Here is a 21,582-nt window from a genome sequence, read left to right on the forward strand (position 1 = left end):
GCCGGTGTCGCGAGGAGGTCAGACCTACTCGTCGACCTGACCGGAGGCGACCTCGTCCTCGGTGAGGTAGCCGGAGTCGATCAGCTCGGCCTGCAGGTTGTCCTTGGTGACGATCACCGTGGGCAGCAGGAACGACGGCACGACCTTGACGCCGTTGTCGTACGTCTTGGTGTCGTTCGCCTCGGGCTCGTTGCCCTCGAGGTAGGCCGTGGCGGCGGTGACGGCCTGCTCGGCCAGCAGACGCGTGTCCTTGAAGATGGTCGAGTACTGAGCGCCGTCGACGATCAGCTTGGCGGACGACGCCTCGGCGTCCTGGCCCGTGATGATCGGCATGGCGAGGTCGCCCTTGCCGTAGCCGGAGTTCTCGAGGGCCGTGATGATGCCGCGCGAGATGACGTCGGCCGGGGCCAGCACGCCGTCGACGGTCACGTCACCCTTGGTGTACGTGGCGGTCAGGAGGTCCTCCATGCGCTTCTGCGCACGCTCCTGCTCCCAGCGCTGGATGGCGACGGTGCCGAAGTCGACCTGCTCCGAGGGCACGACGAGCGTCTTGTCGTCGATGTACGGCTGGAGCACGGACATCGCGCCGTCGAAGAAGAACCCGGCGTTGTTGTCGTCGGGCGAGCCGGCGAACAGCTCGATGTTGAACGGGCCCTCGGGCGCGTCCGCGGCCTCCTCGCCGTTCTCGTCGAGGATGCCCAGGCCGGTCAGCAGCGAGGTGCCCTGCTGCACGCCCACCTGGTAGTTGTCGAACGTGACGTAGAAGTCGACGTTCTCCGAGTCGCGGATCAGGCGGTCGTAGGAGATGACCGGGATGTCGGCGGCGGCGGCGGCCTCGAGCTGGCTGCCCAGCGCGGTGCCGTCGATCGAGGCGATGATGAGCGCCTCGGCACCCTTGTTGATCATCGCGTCGATCTGCTGCTGCTGGGTCGGGATGTCGTCGCCCGCGAACTGCAGGTCGACGTCGTACCCGGCCTCCTCGAGACCCGTCTTCACGGCGTCGCCGTCGGCGATCCAGCGCTCGTACGTCTGGGTGGGCATGGCCACACCCACGAGGCCGCCGGCCTCGCCGTCCCCGGCACCGCCATCGGCGCCGCCACCCGCACCGGCACCGCCACCGCCGCACGCGGCGAGCGAGACGGCCATCGCGCCCGTTGCCAGCGCGGCCAGACCACGCGTAGCCCACAGCTTCCTTGCCATGACTTCTCCTCTTCGAGTGTTGCCCGGGCAACGTCTCTGCAACCCGGCCGACTTCACTTTGTGAACGCAACAGATTGTGAACGCTCACAAGCCCATTGGTCAAAGTCGCGTCGGCTGAACCCCGCCACGACCCATCGGTGACGGGGTTCACGGTAGCCGTGGTCCCGGAAAAGTAAGGAAGCCTTCTTGAATGGTTACGGCATCGAGACCGTCAACCGGCCGGGAGCTGGGTCAAGGGAGTCTGAGCCTCGGCCGGCCCGCCACGCGGGCCGGCCGGCGCTACCGGACGCTGCCGAGCGACAACCCGCCCTGCCAGTACCTCTGCAACGAAAGAAACGCTGCGACCAGCGGAACCACCGACAGGAACGACCCTGTGACGATCAGGTTCCACACCTGCTCGCCGCCCGCGCCGGCGTTCGAGAGGGCCTGCCAGTTGTAGATGCCGACCGTCACCGGCAGCAGGTTCGGGTCCCGCAGGACCGCCAGCGGCAGGAAGAAGTTGTTCCAGGTCGCGACCGTGGTGAGGAGCAGAACGGTCACGATCGCCGGTCGCAGCAGCGGAAGCACCACCTGGAAGAAGAGGCGAAGTTCACCCGCGCCGTCGACCCGTCCGGCGTCGAGCACCTCCTCCGGCACCGCGTCCTGGGCGTAGACCCGCACGAGGTAGACGCCGACCGGGCTGAGCAGCGACGGCAGGATCACCGCCCACATGGTGTTGAGCAGGCCCATCCCGCTCAGCAGCACGAAGGTGGGGATCACGAGCGCCGTCATCGGGACCATGACCGAGCCGAGCAGCAGCGCGAAGAACGCCGAACGCCCCCGGAACCGGTACTTGGCGAGGCCGTACCCCGCGAGCACGGAGAGCGCCGTCGCGCCCACGCCGCCCGCGATCGCGTAGACGAACGAGTTGCGGAACCACGTCCAGTAGATGCCGCCCTGGTGCGTGAAGAGCCCGGCGATGTTGTCCCAGAGCGCGAAGTCGGAACCGAACCAGAGCGCGTCCCCGGCGAACAGGCCCGCGTTCGTCTTGGTGGACGCCACGGCGAGCCACCACAGGGGCACCACGAAGTAGATCGCGAGGATCACGAGCACCACGTGCGAGCCCAGGCGGCGGCCCTGGCCCACGGGCCCCGAGGTGTCCTGCACCGCACGGTCGGTACGAGACCTGGAAAGGAGGGTCGAGGTCGTCATCACTTGAGCCCGCTCTGCTTGCGCGTGAGGAACAGGAACACGTACGAGCCCACGAACACGAGGAAGCCGAGCGCGAACGCCAGCGTCGAGGCGTAGTTGAACTGGCTGTAGTTGAACGCCGTGGCGAACGCGTACATGTTCGGGGTGTAGTCGGACGGGATGGCGCCCTGCGCGGAGGACCGCAGCACCTGCGGCTCCGTGAAGAACTGCAGGGTGCCGATGAGCGCGAAGACCACGATCATCACCATCGACGACGAGATCATCGGCACCTTGATGCGCAGCGCGATCTGCCGGCCGTCCGCGCCGTCGAGCACCGCGGCCTCGTAGACGGACGGGTCGATCGAGCGCAGGGCCGCGTAGATGATGATCATGTAGTAGCCCACCCACTGCCAGGTCACGATGTTGACCAGCGACCCGAAGATGTTGGCGGAGCTGAGGAAGTTCGGCGCCGCCAGGCCCACCAGGCCGAACACGTCCTGCGCCGGGCCGAACCGGGGGCTGTACAGGAAGCCCCACATGAGCGCGCCGATCACCGCGGGGATCGCGTACGGCACGAAGATCAGCAGGCGCGTGGCCCGGCTGAGCCGCGTGGCGAGCGTGTCGAGCAGGAGCGCCGCCACGAGCGCGACCACGATCTGCACCGGCACCATGACCAGCACGAACCGGAGCACCCGCCACAGCCCCTCCAGGAACACCGGGTCCGTGAACGCCTTGACGTAGTTGTCGGCGCCCACGAACACGCTGCGTCCGGCCGTGGCGATGCCCTTGTTGTGCAGGCTCATCCACAGCGCGTAGCCCAGCGGCAGCACGAGGAACACGGCGAACACCGCGGCGAACGGCGCCACGTAGACGTATCCCCAGCGCTGCCGCCGGCTGGCGATCTTGCTGGTGGGGCGGGTCGCGGACGGCGCGACGGCGCTCTTGCTCGCACTCATTCGGAGACCGTGAAGCCCTGCTCGGTGGCGTACTGCACCAGCCCGTCCTGGACGGTGCCCAGCGCGGTCGCGGCGTCCGTGCCGTTCTGCACCATGTCGTACAGGGCCTGGGTCTGCTGGTCGTAGGCGTAGACCTGGAACGGGCTGAACGAGAAGCCCTCGTACCCGTTGGCCGCGTCCAGGAACACCTCCTCGTTGATCTTCTGCCCGCCGAAGAACGGCGCCTCGAGACCCGTGAACCAGTCCGACTCGAGCATCGGCTTCCACTGCGGCCACAGGGCCGCCTCCTCGACGCCGAGCCTCCAGGCCTCGTCGGTGTCGAACAGCTCCTTGGCCACGGTCGCGGCCGCCTCCGGCTGCTCGGACTGCGTGGTCACGGCGAACGTGGAGCCGCCCCAGTTCACCTGGACCGGGTTCTCCGGGTCCCACTGCGGCAGCGGGGCCGCGCGCCACTCGGCGTCGGCGTCCGCCTCCGAGAGGCCCTGCAGGTAGCCGGGGCCCCAGGCGGCGGCCAGGTAGACGGCGTAGGTGCCGTCCACGAGCGCCGCGTTGTAGTCGGTGGTGAAGGCGTCCTCGGTGGCCACCAGGTCGTCGTCGATCAGGCCCTTCCAGTAGCTCAGGACCTCCTCGGCCTCCGGGCTGTCGACGGTGATGCCCACCTCGGTCGGCTTCGCGGCGTCGTACTGGAACGGCTCCCAGCCGTTCTGGGCGAACAGCGCGTAGTTGAGCGCGTTGCCGTTGGTCGGGAAGTCGGTGATTTGCCCCTCGAAGCCCGCGTCGCGCAGGTCCTGGGCGGCGGTCGCGAACTCGTCCCAGGTGGTCGGCACCTCGACGCCGTACTCCTCGAAGATGTCGGCCCGGTAGAGCATGCCCATGGGGCCGCCGTCGACGGGGATCGCGTAGACCGCGTCGCCGTTGGAGACGTCGGACCAGGAGCCGGGCGTGTAGTCGCCCTCCAGCTCCCCGGCGCCGTACTCGGACAGGTCCACCAGCGACTCGAGGATCGTGAAGGTGGGCAGCACCTCGGCCTCGAGCATGATCACGTCGGGCGCGCCGGTGCCCGCCTCGATGGCGGTCTGGAACTTGTTGTACTCGTCCGCGCCCTGGCCCGCGTTGGTCCAGCAGACCTGCAGGTCGGTGTGGGTCTCGTTGAAGTTGTCCACGACCGACTCGAACGACGGGTACCACGCCCACACCGTCACCTGGGCGGCGTCGGGCTGCTTGATCTCGTTGGTGCAGGTCGCCTCCTCGGCGCCCCCGCCGCCGCCGGAGCAGGCCGTGAGGCCGATGGCGGATACGGCCACGGCGGCTGCGGCGGCCACGCCTCGGCGTCGGGCTGAAGTACGCATCCGAGTCCTCCTTGATTCGGTGCTCCGCGGTCGAGGGACCACGTCGCTCCCGGCGTCGTCACCGGGGTCACTTTTCAACGTTGTAGGAACGCCGGGCACCGTTCTACCGGCAACCATGCCGCCCTGGCAAGGGGTCAGGGGCGAGCAGCCCAGATCCGCCGGCCCACGACCCCTGACGTCCACAGCGCCGCGGCGAAGAGCACCATGCCGCCGCCGGAGAGAGTCAGGACGGCGACCGTCGGGTTGACCCAGCCTGGAACCAGGTCATAGTGCTCGTTGCACATGTTGTGGAGCGGGTACAGCGGTTGCGGGCCGCTCCACTCGCGGTGCCGGTACTCGTCGTCGAACGGCTGCCCATGGACCTGCTGGCACATCTCTTCGACGTCGTTACCCCCGGAACCCTCGAGGAATCCGTGCCCCCAGACGACGACGGCCGCGACCACGGCGGCGACTCCCCACCGGAACCAGGTTCGAGGCGCGGTGTCCCTGTCCATCTCAGGCCCAGGTCATGTCGACGGCCACCTGCTCGGTGCCGCCCGGCTGGACGCCCACCACGTCGCCGTTCTCGCCCGTGGACTCCCGGCCCACGATCCGGGAGTCCGGCACCACCTTGCGGAACGGCGCGGGGTCACCGGACGCGCCGATGCGCTCCAGCAGCAGCTCCACCGCGGTGTGCGCGATCTGGTCCCGGCCCGGGTCCACGGAGGAGAGCGCGGGGACCGAGTAGCGCGCGTCGTCGACGTCGTCGAACCCGATGAGCGCCACCTGCCCCGGCACGTCGATCCGGTGTGCGTGCAGGGCGTGCAGCGCGCCGAGCGCGAGCGCGTCGTTGAGGGCGAAGACGGCGTCGATCTCCACCCCGTCGTCGAGCATCCGGCTCATCGTCTCCGCGCCGGTCGAGCGGTGCCACAGGCCCGCCTCGCCGACCAGCTCCGGGTCGAACGGGAGCCCGGCCTCCGCGAGCCCCGCACGGTAGCCCTCCGTCCGCAGCGCGGCGGAGCCGACCTGCTCCCCCTCGTGCGCCCCGATCACGGCGATCCGACGCCGCCCGAGCGACGCCAGGTGGAGCGTCGCCGCCTTGGCCGCGGCCACGTTGTTCATCGTCACGTGATCGGCGGGCGCCCCGAACACACGCTCGCCGAGGATCACCAGGGGGAAGTCCACCGAGAACAGCTCGATGTCGTCCGGCCCGAGCGCCAGCGGCGAGAAGATCAGCCCGTCGGTGAGGTGCCGGCGGCGCCCCGAGAGCACCTCGGTCTCCCGCTCGCGGCTGGCGCTCGTCTGCTCGATGAGCACGGTCCAGCCCGCGGCGTCGGCGGCGGAGATGACGGCGTCGGCCAGCTCCGCGAAGTACGGGAGCGACAGCTCCGGGACCGCGAGCGTGATCAGCCCGGTGCGTCGCGTGCGCAGGTTCCGCGCGGACATGTTGACGCGATAGCCCAGCTCCTCGATCGCGGCCTCGACGCGTTCCTTGGTGGCGGCGCGGATGTACGGGTAGCCGTTCACCACGTTCGACACGGTCTTGATGGAGACGCCCGCGCGCTGCGCCACGTCGTGCATCGTCACGGCCACGCTGCCTGCCTCCGCTCGTCAGGTTTTTCCACAGGGTAGAGGACGGGCATCGCTGCCGCGTCGTCCATCGGCTAGTGTGCAACGTTGTAGAACCGCCGACCGATCAGCGAGGAACAATGACGACCTCCCGCACCCGCGTCCTGCTGCACCCCGACTTCACCGTGGGTACCGTCGACCGCCGCCTGTTCGGCTCCTTCGTGGAGCACCTGGGCCGCGCCGTGTACACGGGTATCCACGAGCCCGGCCATCCGACGTCGGACGAGCACGGCTTCCGCCGCGACGTCGCCGACCTGACCCGCGAGCTGGGCGTCACGACCGTCCGGTACCCGGGCGGCAACTTCGTGTCGAACTACCGCTGGGAGGACGCCGTCGGGCCGGTGGAGCAGCGCAAGCCGTTCCTCGACCTCGCCTGGCGCACCGTGGAGCCCAACCTCGTGGGCACCGACGAGTTCCTGCAGTGGGCCGAGCGCGAGGGCATCCAGCCGATGATGGCGGTCAACCTCGGCACGCGCGGCGTCGAGGAGGCCGTGGCCCTGCTCGAGTACTGCAACGGCGAGGCGGGTACCCGCTGGGCCGACCTGCGCATCGCCAACGGCCGCGAGAAGCCCTACGGGGTCAAACTCTGGTGCCTGGGCAACGAGATGGACGGCCCGTGGCAGATCGGGCACAAGGACGCGCACGAGTACGGCAAGCTGGCCCGCAACGCCGGCGCCGCGATGAAGCTCGTGGACCCGTCGATCGAGCTGGTCGCGTGCGGCTCGTCCTCGATGCAGATGCCCACGTTCGGCGAGTGGGAGCGCACCGTCCTGGAGTACACGTATGACCTGGTCGACCACATCTCGATGCACGCCTACTACGAGGAGGTCGACGGCGACCGCGCGTCGTTCCTCGGCTCGGGCACCGCGATGGACCGGTTCATCGAGCGGGTCGTGGCCTCTGCCGACGCCGTGGGCGCGCAGCGGCGCTCGGACAAGAAGATCACCGTGAGCTTCGACGAGTGGAACGTCTGGTACCTGACGACCCGCTTCCCGGGCGAGGAGAACCTACCGATCCAGCGGGACGCGCCCCGCATCATCGAGGACGTCTATTCGGGGCTGGACGCCGTGGTGGTGGGCGACCTGCTGGTCACGCTGCTGAACCACGCCGACCGGGTGCCCGTGGCGTGCCTGGCGCAGCTCGTCAACGTGATCGCGCCGATCATGACCGAGCCGGCCGGCGAGGCGTGGCGGCAGCCCACGTTCCACCCGTTCGCGACGACGGCGCGGCTCGCGCAGGGCGAGGCGCTCGACCTGCGGGTGACCACACCGACCATCACCACCAAGGCCCAGGGTGAGGTGCCGTCGGTGACGGCGGCGGCCACGCTGGCGGACGGCGCGGTGGCGCTGTTCCTGACCAACCGCTCCCCCGAGCCGGTCGAGGTCGAGCTGGCACACCCGGGCGCGGCGCTCGGGATCACCGAGGGCTGGTCGATGACCGCCGACCACGAGCCCGCCGTCGTGGGCCCCGAGCATGCGGCGAAGGTGGCCGAGAAGCACTGGGGCGCGTTCGACGTCGCCGGCCGCGTGACCGCGGGGGGTGCCGCCGGGCCCGACGCCGACACCGCCGGCAGCACCACGATCACCCTCCCGCCGGAGTCGTGGACGGCGCTGTCGGGCACCCTCGCCTCGTCCTGAGAACGGGACGACGTGACGACGTGTCAGACGTACAGGTCACAGGAGTGACCTGTACGTCTGACACGGTGGGAGCGCGAAAGGTGCGGATCAGGACTTGCTGTCGAAGCCGAAACCGCCGTCGGCCTCCGCCCCACGCCAGAAGTCGCGCAGCATCTCCTCCGGGGTGTGCAGGTTGTGCCGGCTCGCGACCGGCTCCTCGTCGCCCGAGATGGCCTTGACCTCGTCGTGGATGCGCTCCATCGAGGTGTCGAGCGACCAGGCGACGTCGGCGGCGAGCTTGAGCGAGTCGGTGAGGTGCCGGGGCACGTCGCCGTCGTACTTGTAGTAGATCTTGTGCTCCAGGCTCGCCCAGAAGTCCATGGCGATGGTGCGGAGCTGGATCTCGACGATGACCTTCTCGACCCGGTCGGACAGGTACACGGGGATCTGCACGATGAGGTGCAGCGACTTGTACCCCGTCGCCTTCGGGTGCTTGATGTAGTCGCGCTCCTCCAGCAGCGTCAGGTCCGCCTGCTGGAGCAGCATGTCGCGCACCAGGTAGATGTCGTTGACGAAGCTGCAGGTGATCCGCACCCCGGCCACGTCGAACATCTGGTCGCGCACGCCGTCCGGCGTCAGCGGGATGCCCTTGCGGCGGCACTTGGCGACGATCGACTCGAACGACTTGAGCCGGGACCCCACGTGCTCGACGGGGTTGTAGTTCTGCATGTGCCGGAACTCGTCCCGCAGGATCGAGACCTTGGTCATGACCTCGTCGATCCCGAACTTGTAGGTCAGCACCAGGCGGCGGAGGTCGGCGACCAGCTGACGTAGCTCGGCAGGATCAGGCATGGGGCGTTCCCGGACGTCCTCGGGCAGCTTGCTCACGGGACCACCGTACGGGGTGACGGTGGTCCCGTGGGCGTGAACCGGCTAACGCTCCTGAAGACGCAGGAACGTGACCGAGTGGGCCGGGAAGTCGTACGTGAACGCCGAGCCGCCGCCGGAGCGGGACACGTCGAGCCGCGTGCGGCTCTCGACGGGTATCACCCGTTCGGGCTGGGTCTTGGTGTTCCTGGCCGACGGCGCCCCGCTCATCTCCGTCACGGACGCCCGGGAGGCCACCTCGGCCCCGTCGACCGACACCGACGTCCGCGCGACCGACTCGTACGGGTTGACCACCTTGAGCACCAGGTCGCCGCTGCGCTCGTCGCGCGTGACCACCTGGTACAGCGACTCCGTGGTCGGCTCGGTGTACGTCATCTGCAGCTCACCGTCGAGGTAGAGCCTGATCGTCCGCCCGGAGACCACCACCTTCACGTGGTAGTCCCGGCCCGTCTCCAGGGAGTGCCCCTCCACGGCCGCGACCTCGTTCGCCGAGCTGTTGTCGGCCCGCTGCAGCGCCTGCCGGGTGTTGTTCCACCCGCCGAGGTTCCACCAGTAGAAGTCGTCCCGGCCGCCGGCCGCGAACCCGACGAGGAACGCCTCGCTGCCGCCGAGCTTCCGGGCGTCGAGCTCCAGGGTGTAGTTGTCCCAGTCCTTGGCGTAGGCGTCGGTGATGATCGAACGGGCGTCGGTCACGTTCCCGGCCGACTGCACGTACTCGCCGTCGGTCACGGCCCACGTCCCGGACTGGGGGTCCCAGCCGGACGCGTCGTCGAACGAGTCGGAGAAGAGCACCTCGCCGGACGCGTTGTCGGTGACCACGACGTCGTCGTAGGCGGCCCGGGTGTTCCACGTCGACAGGAAGACGCCGCCCGAGATGTCCGCGGGGGTCTCCTCCGGGCCGTCGTGCGTGGACGGGACCACCTCGTCGCCCGTGTTCGTCATGAACATCTTCTGCGTCCAGTACGACGTCGAGCCCCACGACTCGTCGTTGTCGAACCACATCATGTCCGGCGACCACTGCACGTAGTCCTCGTTGGCGAACATCGGGGCGTAGGACGCGAGCTCCACGAGGTCGGAGTTGCGCTCGATCCCGGTCATGTACGCGGCCTCGGACAGCGCGTTCGACCACGCGTTGCCCCGCGAGGCGTACTCACCGAGAAAGACGTGCGGACCCTCGCGGTCGTAGGAGTCGTACCGCTCGGTGTTCGACAGGAACCACGACGGGTCGTTGTAGTAGTGCTCGTCGACCATCGCGACGCCCTGCTCGCGGTTGAAGTCCCACAGCTCCTCGAACCGGGCGCCGGTGTCGTCCGGGCCGGAGTTCGAGATCACGGTGACCTCCGGGTGCGCCGCCTCGACGGCGTCGCGGAACCGCGGGAAGTTTGCCTGGAAGGTGTCGGTGTTCTCCTCGTTGCCCAGGCCGATGTACTTCAGGCCGAACGGCTCGGGGTGACCCAGCGACGCACGCACCTTGCCCCACCTGGTCTTCACGGACCCGTTGGCGAACTCGATGAGGTCCACGGTGTCCTGCACCCAGCGGTCGATGCGGGCGTCGTCGGTCATCTCGGGGATGGTGCTGCCGCAGCCGTTGGCACCCACCGAGAGCACGGGCAGGGGCGTGGCGCCGAGGTCCTCGGCGAACTCGAAGTACTCCAGGTAGCCCAGGCCGTAGGTCTGGTTGTAGCCCCAGAAGTTCCAGTTCGTGGGCCGCTCCTCGACCGGCCCGATGGTCTCCTTCCACTGGTAGGTCCGACGGCGGTCCGCGCCGTCCGACTCCAGGTACGTGTCGAAGGTGCCCACGTTGGTGACGCAGCCGCCGGGGAAGCGCAGGAACGACGGCTCCAGCTCGGCGACCTTCTCCGCGAGGTCCGCGCGCAGCACCGAGCGCCCGTTGACCGGGCCGACCCACGTGTCCCGCGGGAACAGCGAGACCATGTCCAGGCGCAGCGTGCCGCGAGCGCCCCCGGTCACCACGAGTCGCGCGTCGTTCACGGTGCGGTTCGCCGTGAGGGTGGCCGTGTGCTTCTTCCAGCGGTCGGAGCCGCTGACGCTCACCGTGGTGGACGCGTACGTGGTCGTCCCGTCCGGGGACTCCAGGCTGACGGTGAGGCGCTGCCCCCGCTCGGCCCGGGCGAACACCGAGAAGTCGTACTTCTCGCGCTTCTCCAGGGCGAAGCCCTCGTTGTAGCTCGCGTTCCGCACGCCGACGCCGGGGCCGTCGGCCTCGACCGTCAGGTACGCCCGGTTCGACGCGTTGAGCCACTCGCCCCGCTCGGACCCCACGACCGCGGTCCCGGTGGAGCCGCCCCGCTGCACCACGTCCCAGCCGGTCATGCCGGTGAAGCTCGCGTTGTCGGTCGCGGCGAACTCGAAGGACCGGTTGCGGACCAGCTCGGCGTACAGGCCGCCGTCGGCCGCGTAGTTGATGTCCTCGTAGAAGACGCCGTAGAGGTCGTCGCTCATCTCGGTGCCGGCGGCGTCGGCGTCCACCTCCAGCGTGTGCTCCTGGACCGGGGTCTCGGCGGGCGGGTACGCGGCCAGCAGGCGCTCCCGTTCCTCGGCCGTGACCGGCAGCACCGTGCCGTGCCGGGGGCTGGCCGGCAAGATCGCGTCGAGGTTGGCCGTCCACTCGCCGCTGCTCAGGTCGTCGGTCTCGAAGAGCATGTAGCCCTGGCCGCCGTGGTAGCTGGGCTGGTCCTGGAGCAGGAACCAGCGGTCGTCGGTGAGCGACGGGAACAGCGTGGGGCCCTCGCCCCCGGTGAACGTGCCGCCCCAGGGGTTGGGCTGCCCGAACCCGACGCGCTCCTTGATGAGATCCCAGCCGTCGCCGTCGGACACGCCCTGGGTACGGCGCAGGTCGGTGGACGACTCCTGCCGCATCCCCATGTACGACTCGTCCTTGGTGAGGCGGTAGTAGACGCCGTCCTCCTGCGCGACCGTGGAGTCGATCATGCCGAGGCCGTCGCCCTGCGGCTCGTCGATCCAGGGCTGTGGCTCCGAGAACGTCTCGAAGTCGGTGGTGGTCGCGTACAGCATGCGCTGGTACGAGTCCCGGATGTCGCGCTCGGCGGGCGGGACGTCGGCCGGGTACAGGGCGGAGGCCCAGTAGACGACGAACTCCCCCGCCGCCTCGTCCCAGTAGGCCTCGGGCGCCCACAGGTTGCCGGCGTTCTCGGGTGCCAGCTCGATCTCGCGCTGCTCGCCCCAGCTCACCAGGTCGGTGGACTCCCAGACCATGATCGACCGGCTGCCGGTCTCCTGGGCGTCGCCGAAGTTGCCGCCGCCGTAGATCTGCAGGTCGGTGGCGAGCAGGTAGTACGTGCCGTCGCCGCCGCGGATCAGGAACGGGTCGCGCAGGCCCTTGGTCCCGAGGTCGGAGGTGAGCACGGGCTCGCCGCCGTTCAGCGCGGTCCACTCCAGCGGGTCGGGCCCGTTCGAGACGGCGAACGAGATGGTCTCGCCGTCGGCGGTGGACTCGCCGGTGAAGTAGGGGAAGAAGTAGGCGGCGTACTCGCCGTCCGCGGTGGCCGACGCCGGGGCGGGCAAGGCCACCGCGGCCGGGCCGGCCGGGGTGGTGGCCGCCGCGACGCCGGGGACGGCAAGCCCCAGGCTCAGTGCTGCCGCCACGAGGGCGGTCCTGCGTCTCGTCGATCTCTTCATCGTTGTAATTCCTTTCGTCACGTCGTTGTGGCTGTCGGATGGGACTGTGGCACTGACTCGCCATGCGTGGCTCGCCGAGTCAGTGGAGTGGTCGGACCCCGCCCCTGACTCGGCGCAGCCGGTGCGGCGAGTCAGGGGCGGGGTACCGGGTCACGTGCGGCGGAGGCTCAGGACTCGCTGGAGCAGCACGAAGATCAGCAGCAGCACGCCGATCACGATCTTGGTCCACCAGGAGCTGAGGGTGCCCTCGAAGGTGATGATCGTCTGGATCAGGCCGAGCACGAGCACGCCCAGCACGGACCCGAGCACGAACCCGGTACCGCCCGTGAGCAGCGTGCCGCCGATGACGACCGCCGCGATGGCGTCGAGCTCCATGCCGACGCCGGTCAGCGAGTAGCCGGACCGGAAGGCCATCGCGAACAGCAGGCCGCCGAGCCCGGCGCACGTGCCGCTCACCACGTAGGCGAGCACCTTGGTGCGGGGCACGGGCAGGCCCATGAGCAGTGCGGACTGCTCGCCGCCGCCGATCGCGTACACCGTGCGCCCGAACCGCGTGAAGTGCAGCACCAGGAATCCGAGTCCCACCACGATGAGCGCGACGAGCACGCTGGAGGTCATGCGCCATTCCCCGAAGATCTGCACCCAGGTGGCGAGCTCGACGAACGACGCGTTGTCGATGGCTATCGACTCCGGCGCGATGAGGAAGCACAGCCCGCGCGCGAAGAACATGCCCGCGAGCGTGGCCACGAACGGCTGCACCTGGAAGTAGTGGATCATCACGCCGTGGGCCAGGCCGATCACCGTCCCGGCGCCCACGGCGAGCGGTAGCACCACGGCCACCGGCCAGCCGGCCTGGAGCAGGGCCGCGGTGATCACCGTCGACAGCGCCAGGACCGACCCGACCGACAGGTCGATGCCGCCGGTGAGGATCACGAACGTCATGCCCACCGCGAGCACGATGAGGTGCGCGTTGTTGATGAACAGGTTGGAGATCACGGCGGGCGTCAGGAAGTTCTCGTACCGGGTGCCGCCGATGATCAGCATGAGGGCGAGCACCACGAACGTGCCCAGCACCGGCAGGTAGCGCCGGTCCAGCCGGGTGGGGAGCTTCCAGGCGCGCGCCTTGGGGGTCTTGCGGGGCGCGGGGGGTGCGCCCGCGGGGGCCGACGTCGTCATCCGGCCTTCACCTCCGTCGAGTCGGGAGTCGAGTCGGGGCGAGCGGCGGGCTGCGGCTCGGTCGGTGCCATGACCTGGCGGCGGCGCGCGGCCGTGAGCCGCTCCCGCATGCGGGGCGACTGGAGCAGGGTCACGGCGATGACGACGAGGGCCATGAACAGCGGCGTGACCAGCGGCGAGATGCCGAGCACGGTGACGGTCCGCTCCAGGGTAGCGATGACCAGCGCGCCGACCAGGGTGCCCGACAGGTTGAACTTGCCGCCCGAGAGCGCCGTCCCGCCGATCACCACCGCGAGGATCGCGTCGAGCTCGATGAACAGGCCGGCGTTGTTGGCGTCGGCCGCCATGGTGTCGGCGCTGATCAGCAGGCCGGCCAGGCCGGCAAACAGGCCCGACGCCGTGTACACGGTCCAGGTCAGCGTCCGCGACCGCACGCCGGAGAGCCGGCTGGCGGCGGGGTTGATGCCGGTGGCCTCCAGCAGCATGCCGAGCGCGGTACGCCGCACGACGAACGCGACCACGGCGAAGACGCCGAACGCGATGACGGCGGCCACGGGCAGGCCGAGCCAGAACCCGGAGCCCAGCACCTTGAACGGCGCGCTGTTGACGGTGGTGATCATGCCGCCGGTGATCAGCATGGCCACACCGCGGCCCGCCGTCATGAGGATCAGCGTGGCGATGATCGGCTGGATGCCCAGCGCGGACACCAGGAACCCGTTCCACACACCCAGCACCAGGCAGAGCGCCAGGGCCAGGCCGATGGCGGTGAGCACGGTGACCGGCGACTCCGGGTCCGGCGACGACGCGATGTGCGACAGCGCGACCGCCCCGGAGACCGCGACCACCGCGCCGACCGACAGGTCGATGCCGCGCGTCGCGATGACCAGCGTCATGCCGAGGGCGACGAGCAGCAGGGGCGCCGTCGTCCGCAGGATGTCGATCGGGGCCCCGAAGAGGTGGCCGTCCCGGACGGTGACCGCCAGGAAGCCCGGCCGGGCGACCGTGTTGGCGACCAGCAGCGCGACGAGCGCGGCCACGGGCCAGAACAGGTGGTGGCGCAGGACGTCCCTCACGCTGCCCCACCTCCCGCGATGAGGTCGACCACCTGGTCCATCGTGGCTCCTCCTCCGTCGATCTCCGCCACCTTGCGGCGGTCCCGCATCACGGCGATGCGGTGCGAGATGCGCAGCACCTCCTCGAGCTCCGCGGAGATGAAGACGACGGACATGCCGTCGGCGGCCAGCTCGGCCACGAGCTTCTGGATCTCCGCCTTGGCGCCGACGTCGATACCGCGCGTCGGCTCGTCCAGCACGAGCAGCTTCGGCGCGGTGGCGAGCCACCGCGCGAGCAGCACCTTCTGCTGGTTGCCGCCGGACAGGTTGCGCAGCAGCGCCTCCGGGTTGGCGGGCCGGATGCCGAGCTGCTTGATGTACCGCGCGACCAGCTCGTCCACCTGCTTGCGGGGCAGCGGCCGCATCCAGCCGCGCTCCGCCTGGAGCGCGAGCACGATGTTCTCCCGCACGGTGAGGCCGTCCACGACGCCCTCGCCCTTGCGGTCCTCGGACGTGTAGGCGATGCGGTGGCGCATCGCCGCGCGCGGGTTCCGCAGGCGCGTCGGCCGGCCGGACACGCGGGCCCGCCCGACGTCGGCCCGGTCGGCGCCCGTGAGCAGGCGCGCCAGCTCCGTGCGGCCCGAGCCGAGCAGACCGGCGAGCCCGACCACCTCTCCCTCGTACAGGTCGAGGTCGAACGGCTGCACCGAACCCTTGCGGCCCAGGCCGACCACCTGCAGCAGCGGGGTGGTCTCGGCGGGTCGCTCGGCCTGCTCCAGCACCTCCTCCGCGGCCTCCAGCACGTCCATGGACCGGCCGATCATGTGCTGCACCAGCTCGGCGGCCGGCAGGTCGGCGGTCACGTACTCCCCCACGAGGGTGCCGTTGCGCAGCACCGTCATCCGGTCGGAGACCTCGTAGACCTGGTCCAGGAAGTGGCTCACGAACAGGATCGCGACGCCGTCGGCGCGCAGCCCGCGCATGACGGTAAACAGGCGCTCGACCTCGTCGGTGTCCAGGCTGGAGGTGGGCTCGTCGAGGATGAGCACCTTGCAGTCGCCCACCGTGGCCCGGCAGATCGCCACGAGCTGCTGCACCGCCAGCGAGTGCGACCCCAGGGACGACGCCGGGTCGATGTCCAGGCCCATCCGCTCCAGGTGCGTGGCCGCCTGCCGGCGGATCGCCCGCCAGTTCAGGCCGCCCAGCACGCGCGGCTCCGCGCCGAGCATGATGTTCTCTGCGACCGTGAGGTTCTCGCAGAGGTTGACCTCCTGGTACACGGTGCTGACGCCGTGCGCCCGGGCGTCGGCGGGACCGCTGAACCGGCGTTCGACGCCGTCGACGCGGATGGTGCCCGCCGTCGGCGAGTGGATGCCCGTCAGGGCCTTGATCAGGGTGGACTTGCCTGCGCCGTTCTCGCCCATGAGGGCGTGGATCTCACCGGGACGCAGGCTGAAGTCGACGCCGTCGAGGGCCTTGACCGGTGGGAACTCGACGCTGATGCCGGTCATCTCGACGACGGGTGGTGTTGTCTGCTGGGTCATCCTCGACCTTCTGTCTGGCGTGCTGCGACACCCTGGCTACGTGCTCCGTGGCCGAGGTGGGGCGCCCGTCGCACGGGCGCCCCACCTCGGCCACGGCCGGTCAGTACTCGCGGGTGGGCAGCGCTTCCACTGCCGCCTCCTGGTCGAACGCCTCGTCCTTGACCACGATGCGCTTCTCGACCTCCTCGCCGGCGATGACCTTCTCGGCGATCTCCGCCAGGTCCGGGCCGAGCAGCGGGTTGCACTCGACGATGTAGTTGATCTTGCCGTCGGCGAGCGCCTGCATGCCGTCCTTGACGGCGTCGATCGTGATGATCTTGATGTCCTCGCCCGGCGTCAGGCCGGCGGCCTCGATCGCCTCGATCGCGCCGAGGCCCATGTCGTCGTTGTGCGCGAACACGAGGTCGATGTCGTCGTGGGCGTTGAGGAAGCCCTCCATGACGGTCTTGCCCTCGGCGCGCGTGAAGTTGCCGGTCTGGCTGTCGATGATCTCGATGTCGGAGCCCTCGATGGCGGACTCGAAGCCCTCCTTGCGGTCGATCGCCGGCGCGGCGCCGGTGGTGCCCTGGAGCTCGACCGCCTTGTAGCCCTCGCCGTCGTACTGCTCGACGGCCCACTCGCCGGCCATCTCGCCCTCCTTGACGAAGTCCGAGCCGATGAACGACTCGTAGAGGGTCTCGTCGCTGGAGTCGACGGCGCGGTCCGTGAGGATCACGGGGATGCCGGCGGCCTTGGCCTCCTGGAGCACGGCGTCCCAGCCGGTCTCGACCACCGGGGAGAACGCGATGACGTCCACACCCTGCGTGATGTAGGAGCGGATCGCCTGGATCTGGTTCTCCTGCTTCTGCTGCGCGTCGGAGAACTTCAGGTCGAAGCCGTTCTCCGTGGTGAGCGTGTCCTGGATCGACTTGGTGTTGGCGGCGCGCCACCCGGACTCCGCGCCGACCTGCGAGAAACCGAGCGTGATGACGCCGTCGTCGGCGGCGCCGGTCTCACCGCCACCGCCGGTCTGGGTGCCGGCGTCCGAGCTGCACGCGCCGAGTGCGAACAGCGCGGCTGCCGACACTGCGGCCAGAACGGTACGGGTCAGGGTCGTGCGTGCCATGTCTCCTCCTTGAGATCCCGCACGGCTTCGTGCGGGTGCTAGCGGCGTGGTGCCCGTTGGAATGTTAGCGCTCACAAATACGGATCGAAAGTGGAGGACGTCACATTCCAGTAACGAGTCCGTCTGATTTGCCCAGATCAGGAACCCGTCCCACCAAGCCCTGGCAATCCCCCCGCCCCCGAACGCGCGTTGACCACAGCACTTTCTGCCGGACGAGGCTCTCGTCCGGCAGAAAGTGCTGTGGTCAACGTCCCCGGCGAGCCGCGGAGGGGTCAGAACCCCTGGGCCAGGCGGTAGTAGGCCTGGTTGTGGCGCACCTGGTCGGCGAAGCCGCGGCGCGTCGTGTCCTCGTCGATGACCAGCAGCTCGGTGCGCGCGATGTTCGCGAACACCTCGAAGGCCTCGATGCCCGCGGCGGTCGACATGACGGTGTGGTGCGCGCCGCCCGCCGTCAGCCACGACTCGGCGGAGATCTCGAACGACGGCCGGGGCGCCCACATGGCCCGCGCCACGGGCAGGTTCGGCAGGTCGCGCGGCGGCGTGACGACGTCGACCACGTTCGCCGTCAGGCGGAACCGGTCGCGCATGTCGGCGAGCGACACCACGACGGCGCCCTCGACGGCGTCCGCCGAGAACACCATGCGGACCGGGTCCTCCTTGCCGCCGATGCCGAGCGGGTGGATCTCGATGCGCGGCGTCGAGGTGGTCAGCGACGGGCAGACCTCCAGCATGTGCGCGCCGAGGATCAGCTCGGAGCCGGGCGTGAGGTCGTAGGTGTAGTCCTCCATGAGGCTCGCCCCACCCGGGAGACCGAGCCCCATCACCTTGGCCGCGCGGACCAGCACGGCCGTCTTCCAGTCGCCCTCGGCGCCGAAGCCGTAGCCCTTCTCCATGAGGCGCTGGACCGCCAGGCCGGGGAGCTGGCGCAGGGCGCCGAGGTCCTCGAAGTTGGTGGTGAACGCCTTGGCGCCGGCCGCCTCCAGGAAGCCCTCCAGGGCGATCTCCTGACGCGCGGCGTACCGCAGCGACTCGTGCCGCTCGGCGCCGGCGCGCAGCTCCGGGGCGACGTCGTACTTCGCCTCGTACTCCGCGACGACCGCGTCGACCGCGGACTCCTCGACCGCGTCGACCGCCGCGACCAGCTCGTTGACGCCCCAGGTGTTCACCGAGACGCCGAACCGCAGCTCGGCCTCGGTCTTGTCGCCCTCGGTGACCGCGACGTTGCGCATGTTGTCGCCGAACCGGACCAGCTTGAGCTCGTGCGTGGCGGCCCAGCCGGCCGCGCCGCGGGCCCAGGTACCCACCCGGCGGGTGACGGCCGGGTTGGAGACGTGTCCCACCACCGTGGTCCGCGCGACGCCGAGCCGCGTGGCGATGTACGCGTACTCGCGGTCGCCGTGCGCGGCCTGGTTGAGGTTCATGAAGTCCATGTCGATCTCGTCCCAGGGGAGCTCGACGTTGGCCTGCGTGTGCAGGTGCAGCAGCGGCTTGCGCAGCGCGTCCAGGCCCGCGATCCACATCTTCGCCGGGCTGAACGTGTGCATCCAGGTGATGACGCCCAGCACCCTGTCGTCGCCGTTGGCGTCGAGCATGGCGCGGCGGATGGCGACCGAGTCCTTCAGGACGGGCTTCCACACGACCTTGACCGGCACGTCGGAGGACGCGTCCAGGGCGCGGGCGACCTCCTGCGACTGCTCCGCGACCTGGGCCAGGGTCTCCTCGCCGTAGAGGTCCTGGCTCCCGGTGAGGAACCAGACCTCACGGTCCGCGTAGGGCTTGGTGCTCATGCCTGTCCTTCCGTGGTGGTCGCGGCCTGCTGGCCGTAGACGTTCTGGTAGCGGTCGTAGAGAGCGTCGATGTGGTGCTGCTCGATCGGCACGGGCTCGCCGAGCTGGCGGGAGACGTGCACCGTGCGAGCGACCTCCTCGACCATCACGGCGGCCTTCACGGCGGCGCGCGCGTCCTTGCCGATGGTGAACGGGCCGTGGTTGCGCATCAGCACGGCGGGGCTGCGGTGGCCGCTGAGGGTCTCGACGATGCCGCGGCCGATGGAGTCGTCGCCGATGATCGCGAACGGCCCCACGGGCACGGGCCCGCCGAACTCGTCGGCCATCATCGTCAGCACGCAGGGCACCTCCTCGCCGCGCGCGGCCCAGGCCGTCGCGTAGGTGGAGTGCGTGTGCACCACGCCGCCCACCTCGCGCATGTGGCTGTACACGTAGGCGTGCGCCGCGGTGTCCGACGACGGCGAGCGGGTCCCGTCCACGAGGTTGCCGTCCAGGTCGCACACCACCATGCCGGCCGGGGTGAGGTCGTCGTAGGAGACGCCCGACGGCTTGATGACGAACAGGTCGGCACTGCCGTCCGGCACCTCGGTGTTCGGCACGCGCTGCGACACGTTGCCCGCGGTCCAGACCACCAGGTCCCAACGCGGCAGCTCCGCGTGCAGGTCCGAGACGACGGCGCGGACGCGCGCCACCTCCTCCTGGACGGCCGGCGGGTAGTCGGTCAGTGTCTTGCTCATCAGTCGCTCTCCTGCGTCGTGTCTCGGGTCCGGAGCGCGGCGACGGCGGCGCGCTCGACCGCCAGGCCCGCGCTGTAGCGCTCCAGGAAGGCGGCGAAGCCCGCCACGTCACCGGCGTCCGGCTCGACGACGTCGAGCGCGGCGTCCGCGAACACCTCGGTGCCCAGGTACTCGCCCAGGCCCTTCGCCGGGGCGGCCGCGCCACCTGCGGACGCCCGGTAGGCGGCCAGCACGGCGATGCCCCAGGCACCGCCCTCGCCCGCCGTGCGGCCCACGGCCACCGGGGCGCCGAGCGCGGCGGCCAGCAGTCGCTGGGCCACGCCCTCGGTCTTGAACATCCCGCCGTGCGCGAACATCGCGTCCAGCTCGACCCGCTCCTGCGCGAGCACACGCATGCCGAGGCTCAGGGTGCCGAACGCGCTGTAGACCTGCGTGCGGGCGAAGTTGGCCAGCGTGAGCCGGCTGTCCGGCGTGCGGGTGAACAGCGGGCGCCCGGCCTCCAGGCCCGTGATGGGCTCACCGGACAGGTAGTTGTACGCGAGCAGGCCGCCGCCGTCGGCGTCGCCGTCCAGGGCGGACCGCAGGAACGCCTCGAAGACGGCGCCCGGCTCGGCCGGCTGCCCCAGGGCGGCCGCGAACTGGCCGAACACCTCGGCCCAGACGCCCAGCTCGCTCGCCCCGTTGTTGCAGTGCACCATCGCCACGAGGTCTCCGGCGGGGGTGGTGACGAGGTCCAGCTCGTCGTGCACCCGCTCCAGCGGCTTCTCCAGGACGACCATCGCGAAGATGCTGGTCCCGGCGCTCACGTTGCCGGTGCGCGGCGCCACCGAGTTGGTCGCCACCATGCCGGTCCCGGCGTCACCCTCGGGCGGGCACAGCGGGATGCCCGGGCGGAGCGTGCCGCTCGGGTCCAGCAGGGCGGCGCCCTCCTTGGTCAGGACGCCGGCATCCGCGCCGGCGGGCAGCACACCCGGCAGCAGGTCGGCGATGCCCCGGCCGAACCCATGGCCGGACGCCGCCTCGTCGAACTGCGCCAGCATCCGCTGGTCGTAGCCCCCGGTGGCGACGTCGATCGGGAACATGCCCGAGGCGTCGCCCACGCCGAGCACCTGCTGCCCGGTCAGCTTCCAGTGCACGTACCCGGCCAGCGTGGTGACGTGCCGCACCCGCGGCACGTGCGCCTCCTCGTCGAGGATCGCCTGGTACAGGTGGGCGACCGACCAGCGCAGCGGGATGTTGTGCCCGAACAGGCCGGTCAGCTCCGTGGCCGCGCGCTCGGTGGTGGTGTTGCGCCAGGTGCGGAACGGCACCAGCAGCTCGTCCGCGTCGTCGAAGGCGAGGTAGCCGTGCATCATCGCCGAGACGCCGATGGCGCCCACCGTGGTGGGCCGCACGCCGTACTGGCGCTCGACGTCGGCCAGCAGCGCGGCGACGGACTCCTGCAGGCCGGTCCGGACAGCCTCCAGCGAGTAGGTCCACACACCGTCGACGAGCTGGTTCTCCCAGTCGTGGCTGCCGCTCGCGAGCGGCACGTTGTCGGGTCCGACGAGGCACGCCTTGATCCGGGTGGAGCCGAGCTCGATGCCGAGAGCGGTCCGTCCCTGCTCGATCGCCTCCCGGTGGCCGGCGAGCTGCCCCGCTCCTTCGTCCTGCCGCTCCACCATCGTGGACCGCTCCGTCCTGCCCGCACCGTCGCGAGGCGTAGCTCGTGTATCCGTCGTTCGGCCGCGGCGG

General features: G+C 70.1%; 16 protein-coding genes. 1 reads left to right on the forward strand and 15 read right to left on the reverse strand.

All coding sequences use genetic code 11. From position 1 onward, the window contains the following. Nucleotides 1-24: 24 nt before the first annotated feature. The 6 genes from chvE to AB0I29_RS13305 all read right to left on the reverse strand — a co-directional run bounded on the left by chvE (nucleotide 25) and on the right by AB0I29_RS13305 (nucleotide 6,247). Complete coding sequence (gene chvE, locus AB0I29_RS13280; protein ID WP_285100822.1) at nucleotides 25-1,200, reverse strand: multiple monosaccharide ABC transporter substrate-binding protein; 1,176 nt, start codon at nucleotides 1,198-1,200, stop codon at nucleotides 25-27. 279 nt (nucleotides 1,201-1,479) lie between these two features. Next, nucleotides 1,480-2,346 carry a carbohydrate ABC transporter permease gene (locus AB0I29_RS13285; RefSeq protein WP_285100821.1) on the reverse strand — a complete coding sequence of 289 codons (867 nt, stop codon included), beginning with the start codon at nucleotides 2,344-2,346 and terminating at the stop codon, nucleotides 1,480-1,482. Between the two features lie 44 nt (nucleotides 2,347-2,390). Beyond that, complete coding sequence (locus tag AB0I29_RS13290; protein ID WP_357482044.1) at nucleotides 2,391-3,326, reverse strand: sugar ABC transporter permease; 936 nt, start codon at nucleotides 3,324-3,326, stop codon at nucleotides 2,391-2,393. Continuing rightward, nucleotides 3,323-4,675 carry an extracellular solute-binding protein gene (locus tag AB0I29_RS13295; protein ID WP_357482046.1) on the reverse strand — a complete coding sequence of 451 codons (1,353 nt, stop codon included), beginning with the start codon at nucleotides 4,673-4,675 and terminating at the stop codon, nucleotides 3,323-3,325. Before AB0I29_RS13295 ends, AB0I29_RS13290 begins: the two co-directional genes overlap by 4 nt. Before the next feature lie 134 nt (nucleotides 4,676-4,809). Beyond that, the gene (locus AB0I29_RS13300; RefSeq protein WP_285100818.1) at nucleotides 4,810-5,169 is read right to left on the reverse strand and encodes a hypothetical protein; all 360 of its coding nucleotides are present in this window, start codon (nucleotides 5,167-5,169) and stop codon (nucleotides 4,810-4,812) included. A gap of 1 nt (nucleotide 5,170) precedes the next feature. Then, entirely contained in the window at nucleotides 5,171-6,247 is a 1,077-nt protein-coding gene (locus AB0I29_RS13305) for a LacI family DNA-binding transcriptional regulator (RefSeq protein ID WP_285100817.1), read from the reverse strand. Nucleotides 6,248-6,363: 116 nt separating this feature from the next. Here AB0I29_RS13305 and AB0I29_RS13310 point away from each other — a divergent pair, with 116 nt between their 5' ends. Then, nucleotides 6,364-7,920, forward strand: a complete 1,557-nt coding sequence (locus tag AB0I29_RS13310; protein WP_357482049.1) for an alpha-L-arabinofuranosidase C-terminal domain-containing protein — start codon at nucleotides 6,364-6,366, stop codon at nucleotides 7,918-7,920. Nucleotides 7,921-8,007: 87 nt separating this feature from the next. On the opposite strand, the gene AB0I29_RS13315 is transcribed toward AB0I29_RS13310, so the two are convergent. The 9 genes from AB0I29_RS13315 to AB0I29_RS13355 all read right to left on the reverse strand — a co-directional run bounded on the left by AB0I29_RS13315 (nucleotide 8,008) and on the right by AB0I29_RS13355 (nucleotide 21,512). After that, the gene (locus AB0I29_RS13315; RefSeq protein ID WP_285100815.1) at nucleotides 8,008-8,787 is read right to left on the reverse strand and encodes a GTP pyrophosphokinase family protein; all 780 of its coding nucleotides are present in this window, start codon (nucleotides 8,785-8,787) and stop codon (nucleotides 8,008-8,010) included. A 45-nt stretch (nucleotides 8,788-8,832) separates the two neighbouring features. Next, complete coding sequence (locus AB0I29_RS13320) at nucleotides 8,833-12,447, reverse strand: alpha-L-arabinofuranosidase C-terminal domain-containing protein (protein WP_357482051.1); 3,615 nt, start codon at nucleotides 12,445-12,447, stop codon at nucleotides 8,833-8,835. Between the two features lie 150 nt (nucleotides 12,448-12,597). Then, nucleotides 12,598-13,623 (reverse strand): galactofuranose ABC transporter, permease protein YjfF, encoded by a 1,026-nt coding sequence (gene yjfF / locus AB0I29_RS13325; RefSeq protein ID WP_357482053.1) that lies wholly within the window; start codon nucleotides 13,621-13,623, stop codon nucleotides 12,598-12,600. Further along, nucleotides 13,620-14,696, reverse strand: coding sequence for an ABC transporter permease (locus AB0I29_RS13330; protein WP_357482055.1), 1,077 nt, complete (start codon nucleotides 14,694-14,696; stop codon nucleotides 13,620-13,622). The genes yjfF and AB0I29_RS13330 overlap by 4 nt, the downstream gene beginning before the upstream one ends. Further along, the gene (locus AB0I29_RS13335) at nucleotides 14,693-16,219 is read right to left on the reverse strand and encodes a sugar ABC transporter ATP-binding protein (RefSeq protein ID WP_357482057.1); all 1,527 of its coding nucleotides are present in this window, start codon (nucleotides 16,217-16,219) and stop codon (nucleotides 14,693-14,695) included. The genes AB0I29_RS13330 and AB0I29_RS13335 overlap by 4 nt, the downstream gene beginning before the upstream one ends. Before the next feature lie 100 nt (nucleotides 16,220-16,319). Next, nucleotides 16,320-17,324, reverse strand: coding sequence for an ABC transporter substrate-binding protein (locus tag AB0I29_RS13340; protein ID WP_285100810.1), 1,005 nt, complete (start codon nucleotides 17,322-17,324; stop codon nucleotides 16,320-16,322). A gap of 272 nt (nucleotides 17,325-17,596) precedes the next feature. Continuing rightward, nucleotides 17,597-19,111: an L-arabinose isomerase gene (araA, locus tag AB0I29_RS13345; protein WP_357482059.1), complete on the reverse strand. Its 1,515-nt coding sequence runs from the start codon at nucleotides 19,109-19,111 to the stop codon at nucleotides 17,597-17,599. Continuing rightward, nucleotides 19,108-19,848 carry an L-ribulose-5-phosphate 4-epimerase gene (locus tag AB0I29_RS13350; RefSeq protein ID WP_357482061.1) on the reverse strand — a complete coding sequence of 247 codons (741 nt, stop codon included), beginning with the start codon at nucleotides 19,846-19,848 and terminating at the stop codon, nucleotides 19,108-19,110. The genes araA and AB0I29_RS13350 overlap by 4 nt, the downstream gene beginning before the upstream one ends. Further along, nucleotides 19,848-21,512: an FGGY-family carbohydrate kinase gene (locus tag AB0I29_RS13355; protein ID WP_357482064.1), complete on the reverse strand. Its 1,665-nt coding sequence runs from the start codon at nucleotides 21,510-21,512 to the stop codon at nucleotides 19,848-19,850. The genes AB0I29_RS13350 and AB0I29_RS13355 overlap by 1 nt, the downstream gene beginning before the upstream one ends. Nucleotides 21,513-21,582 lie beyond the last annotated feature (70 nt).

It is taken from the genome of Promicromonospora sp. NPDC050262 (assembly GCF_040655935.1).
Taxonomy (GTDB): Bacteria; Actinomycetota; Actinomycetes; order Actinomycetales; family Cellulomonadaceae; genus Promicromonospora.

What these genes read in the sequence shown, in the direction of transcription:
- AB0I29_RS13340 (WP_285100810.1), bottom strand. Translation starts at nt 17,324, where the DNA reads ATGGCACGCACGACCCTGACCCGTACCGTTCTGGCCGCAGTGTCGGCA.
- yjfF (WP_357482053.1), bottom strand. Translation starts at nt 13,623, where the DNA reads ATGACGACGTCGGCCCCCGCGGGCGCACCCCCCGCGCCCCGCAAGACC.
- AB0I29_RS13335 (WP_357482057.1), bottom strand. Translation starts at nt 16,219, where the DNA reads ATGACCCAGCAGACAACACCACCCGTCGTCGAGATGACCGGCATCAGC.
- AB0I29_RS13295 (WP_357482046.1), bottom strand. Translation starts at nt 4,675, where the DNA reads ATGCGTACTTCAGCCCGACGCCGAGGCGTGGCCGCCGCAGCCGCCGTG.
- chvE (WP_285100822.1), bottom strand. Translation starts at nt 1,200, where the DNA reads ATGGCAAGGAAGCTGTGGGCTACGCGTGGTCTGGCCGCGCTGGCAACG.
- AB0I29_RS13300 (WP_285100818.1), bottom strand. Translation starts at nt 5,169, where the DNA reads ATGGACAGGGACACCGCGCCTCGAACCTGGTTCCGGTGGGGAGTCGCC.
- araA (WP_357482059.1), bottom strand. Translation starts at nt 19,111, where the DNA reads ATGAGCACCAAGCCCTACGCGGACCGTGAGGTCTGGTTCCTCACCGGG.
- AB0I29_RS13290 (WP_357482044.1), bottom strand. Translation starts at nt 3,326, where the DNA reads ATGAGTGCGAGCAAGAGCGCCGTCGCGCCGTCCGCGACCCGCCCCACC.
- AB0I29_RS13355 (WP_357482064.1), bottom strand. Translation starts at nt 21,512, where the DNA reads ATGGTGGAGCGGCAGGACGAAGGAGCGGGGCAGCTCGCCGGCCACCGG.
- AB0I29_RS13310 (WP_357482049.1), top strand. Translation starts at nt 6,364, where the DNA reads ATGACGACCTCCCGCACCCGCGTCCTGCTGCACCCCGACTTCACCGTG.
- AB0I29_RS13350 (WP_357482061.1), bottom strand. Translation starts at nt 19,848, where the DNA reads ATGAGCAAGACACTGACCGACTACCCGCCGGCCGTCCAGGAGGAGGTG.
- AB0I29_RS13320 (WP_357482051.1), bottom strand. Translation starts at nt 12,447, where the DNA reads ATGAAGAGATCGACGAGACGCAGGACCGCCCTCGTGGCGGCAGCACTG.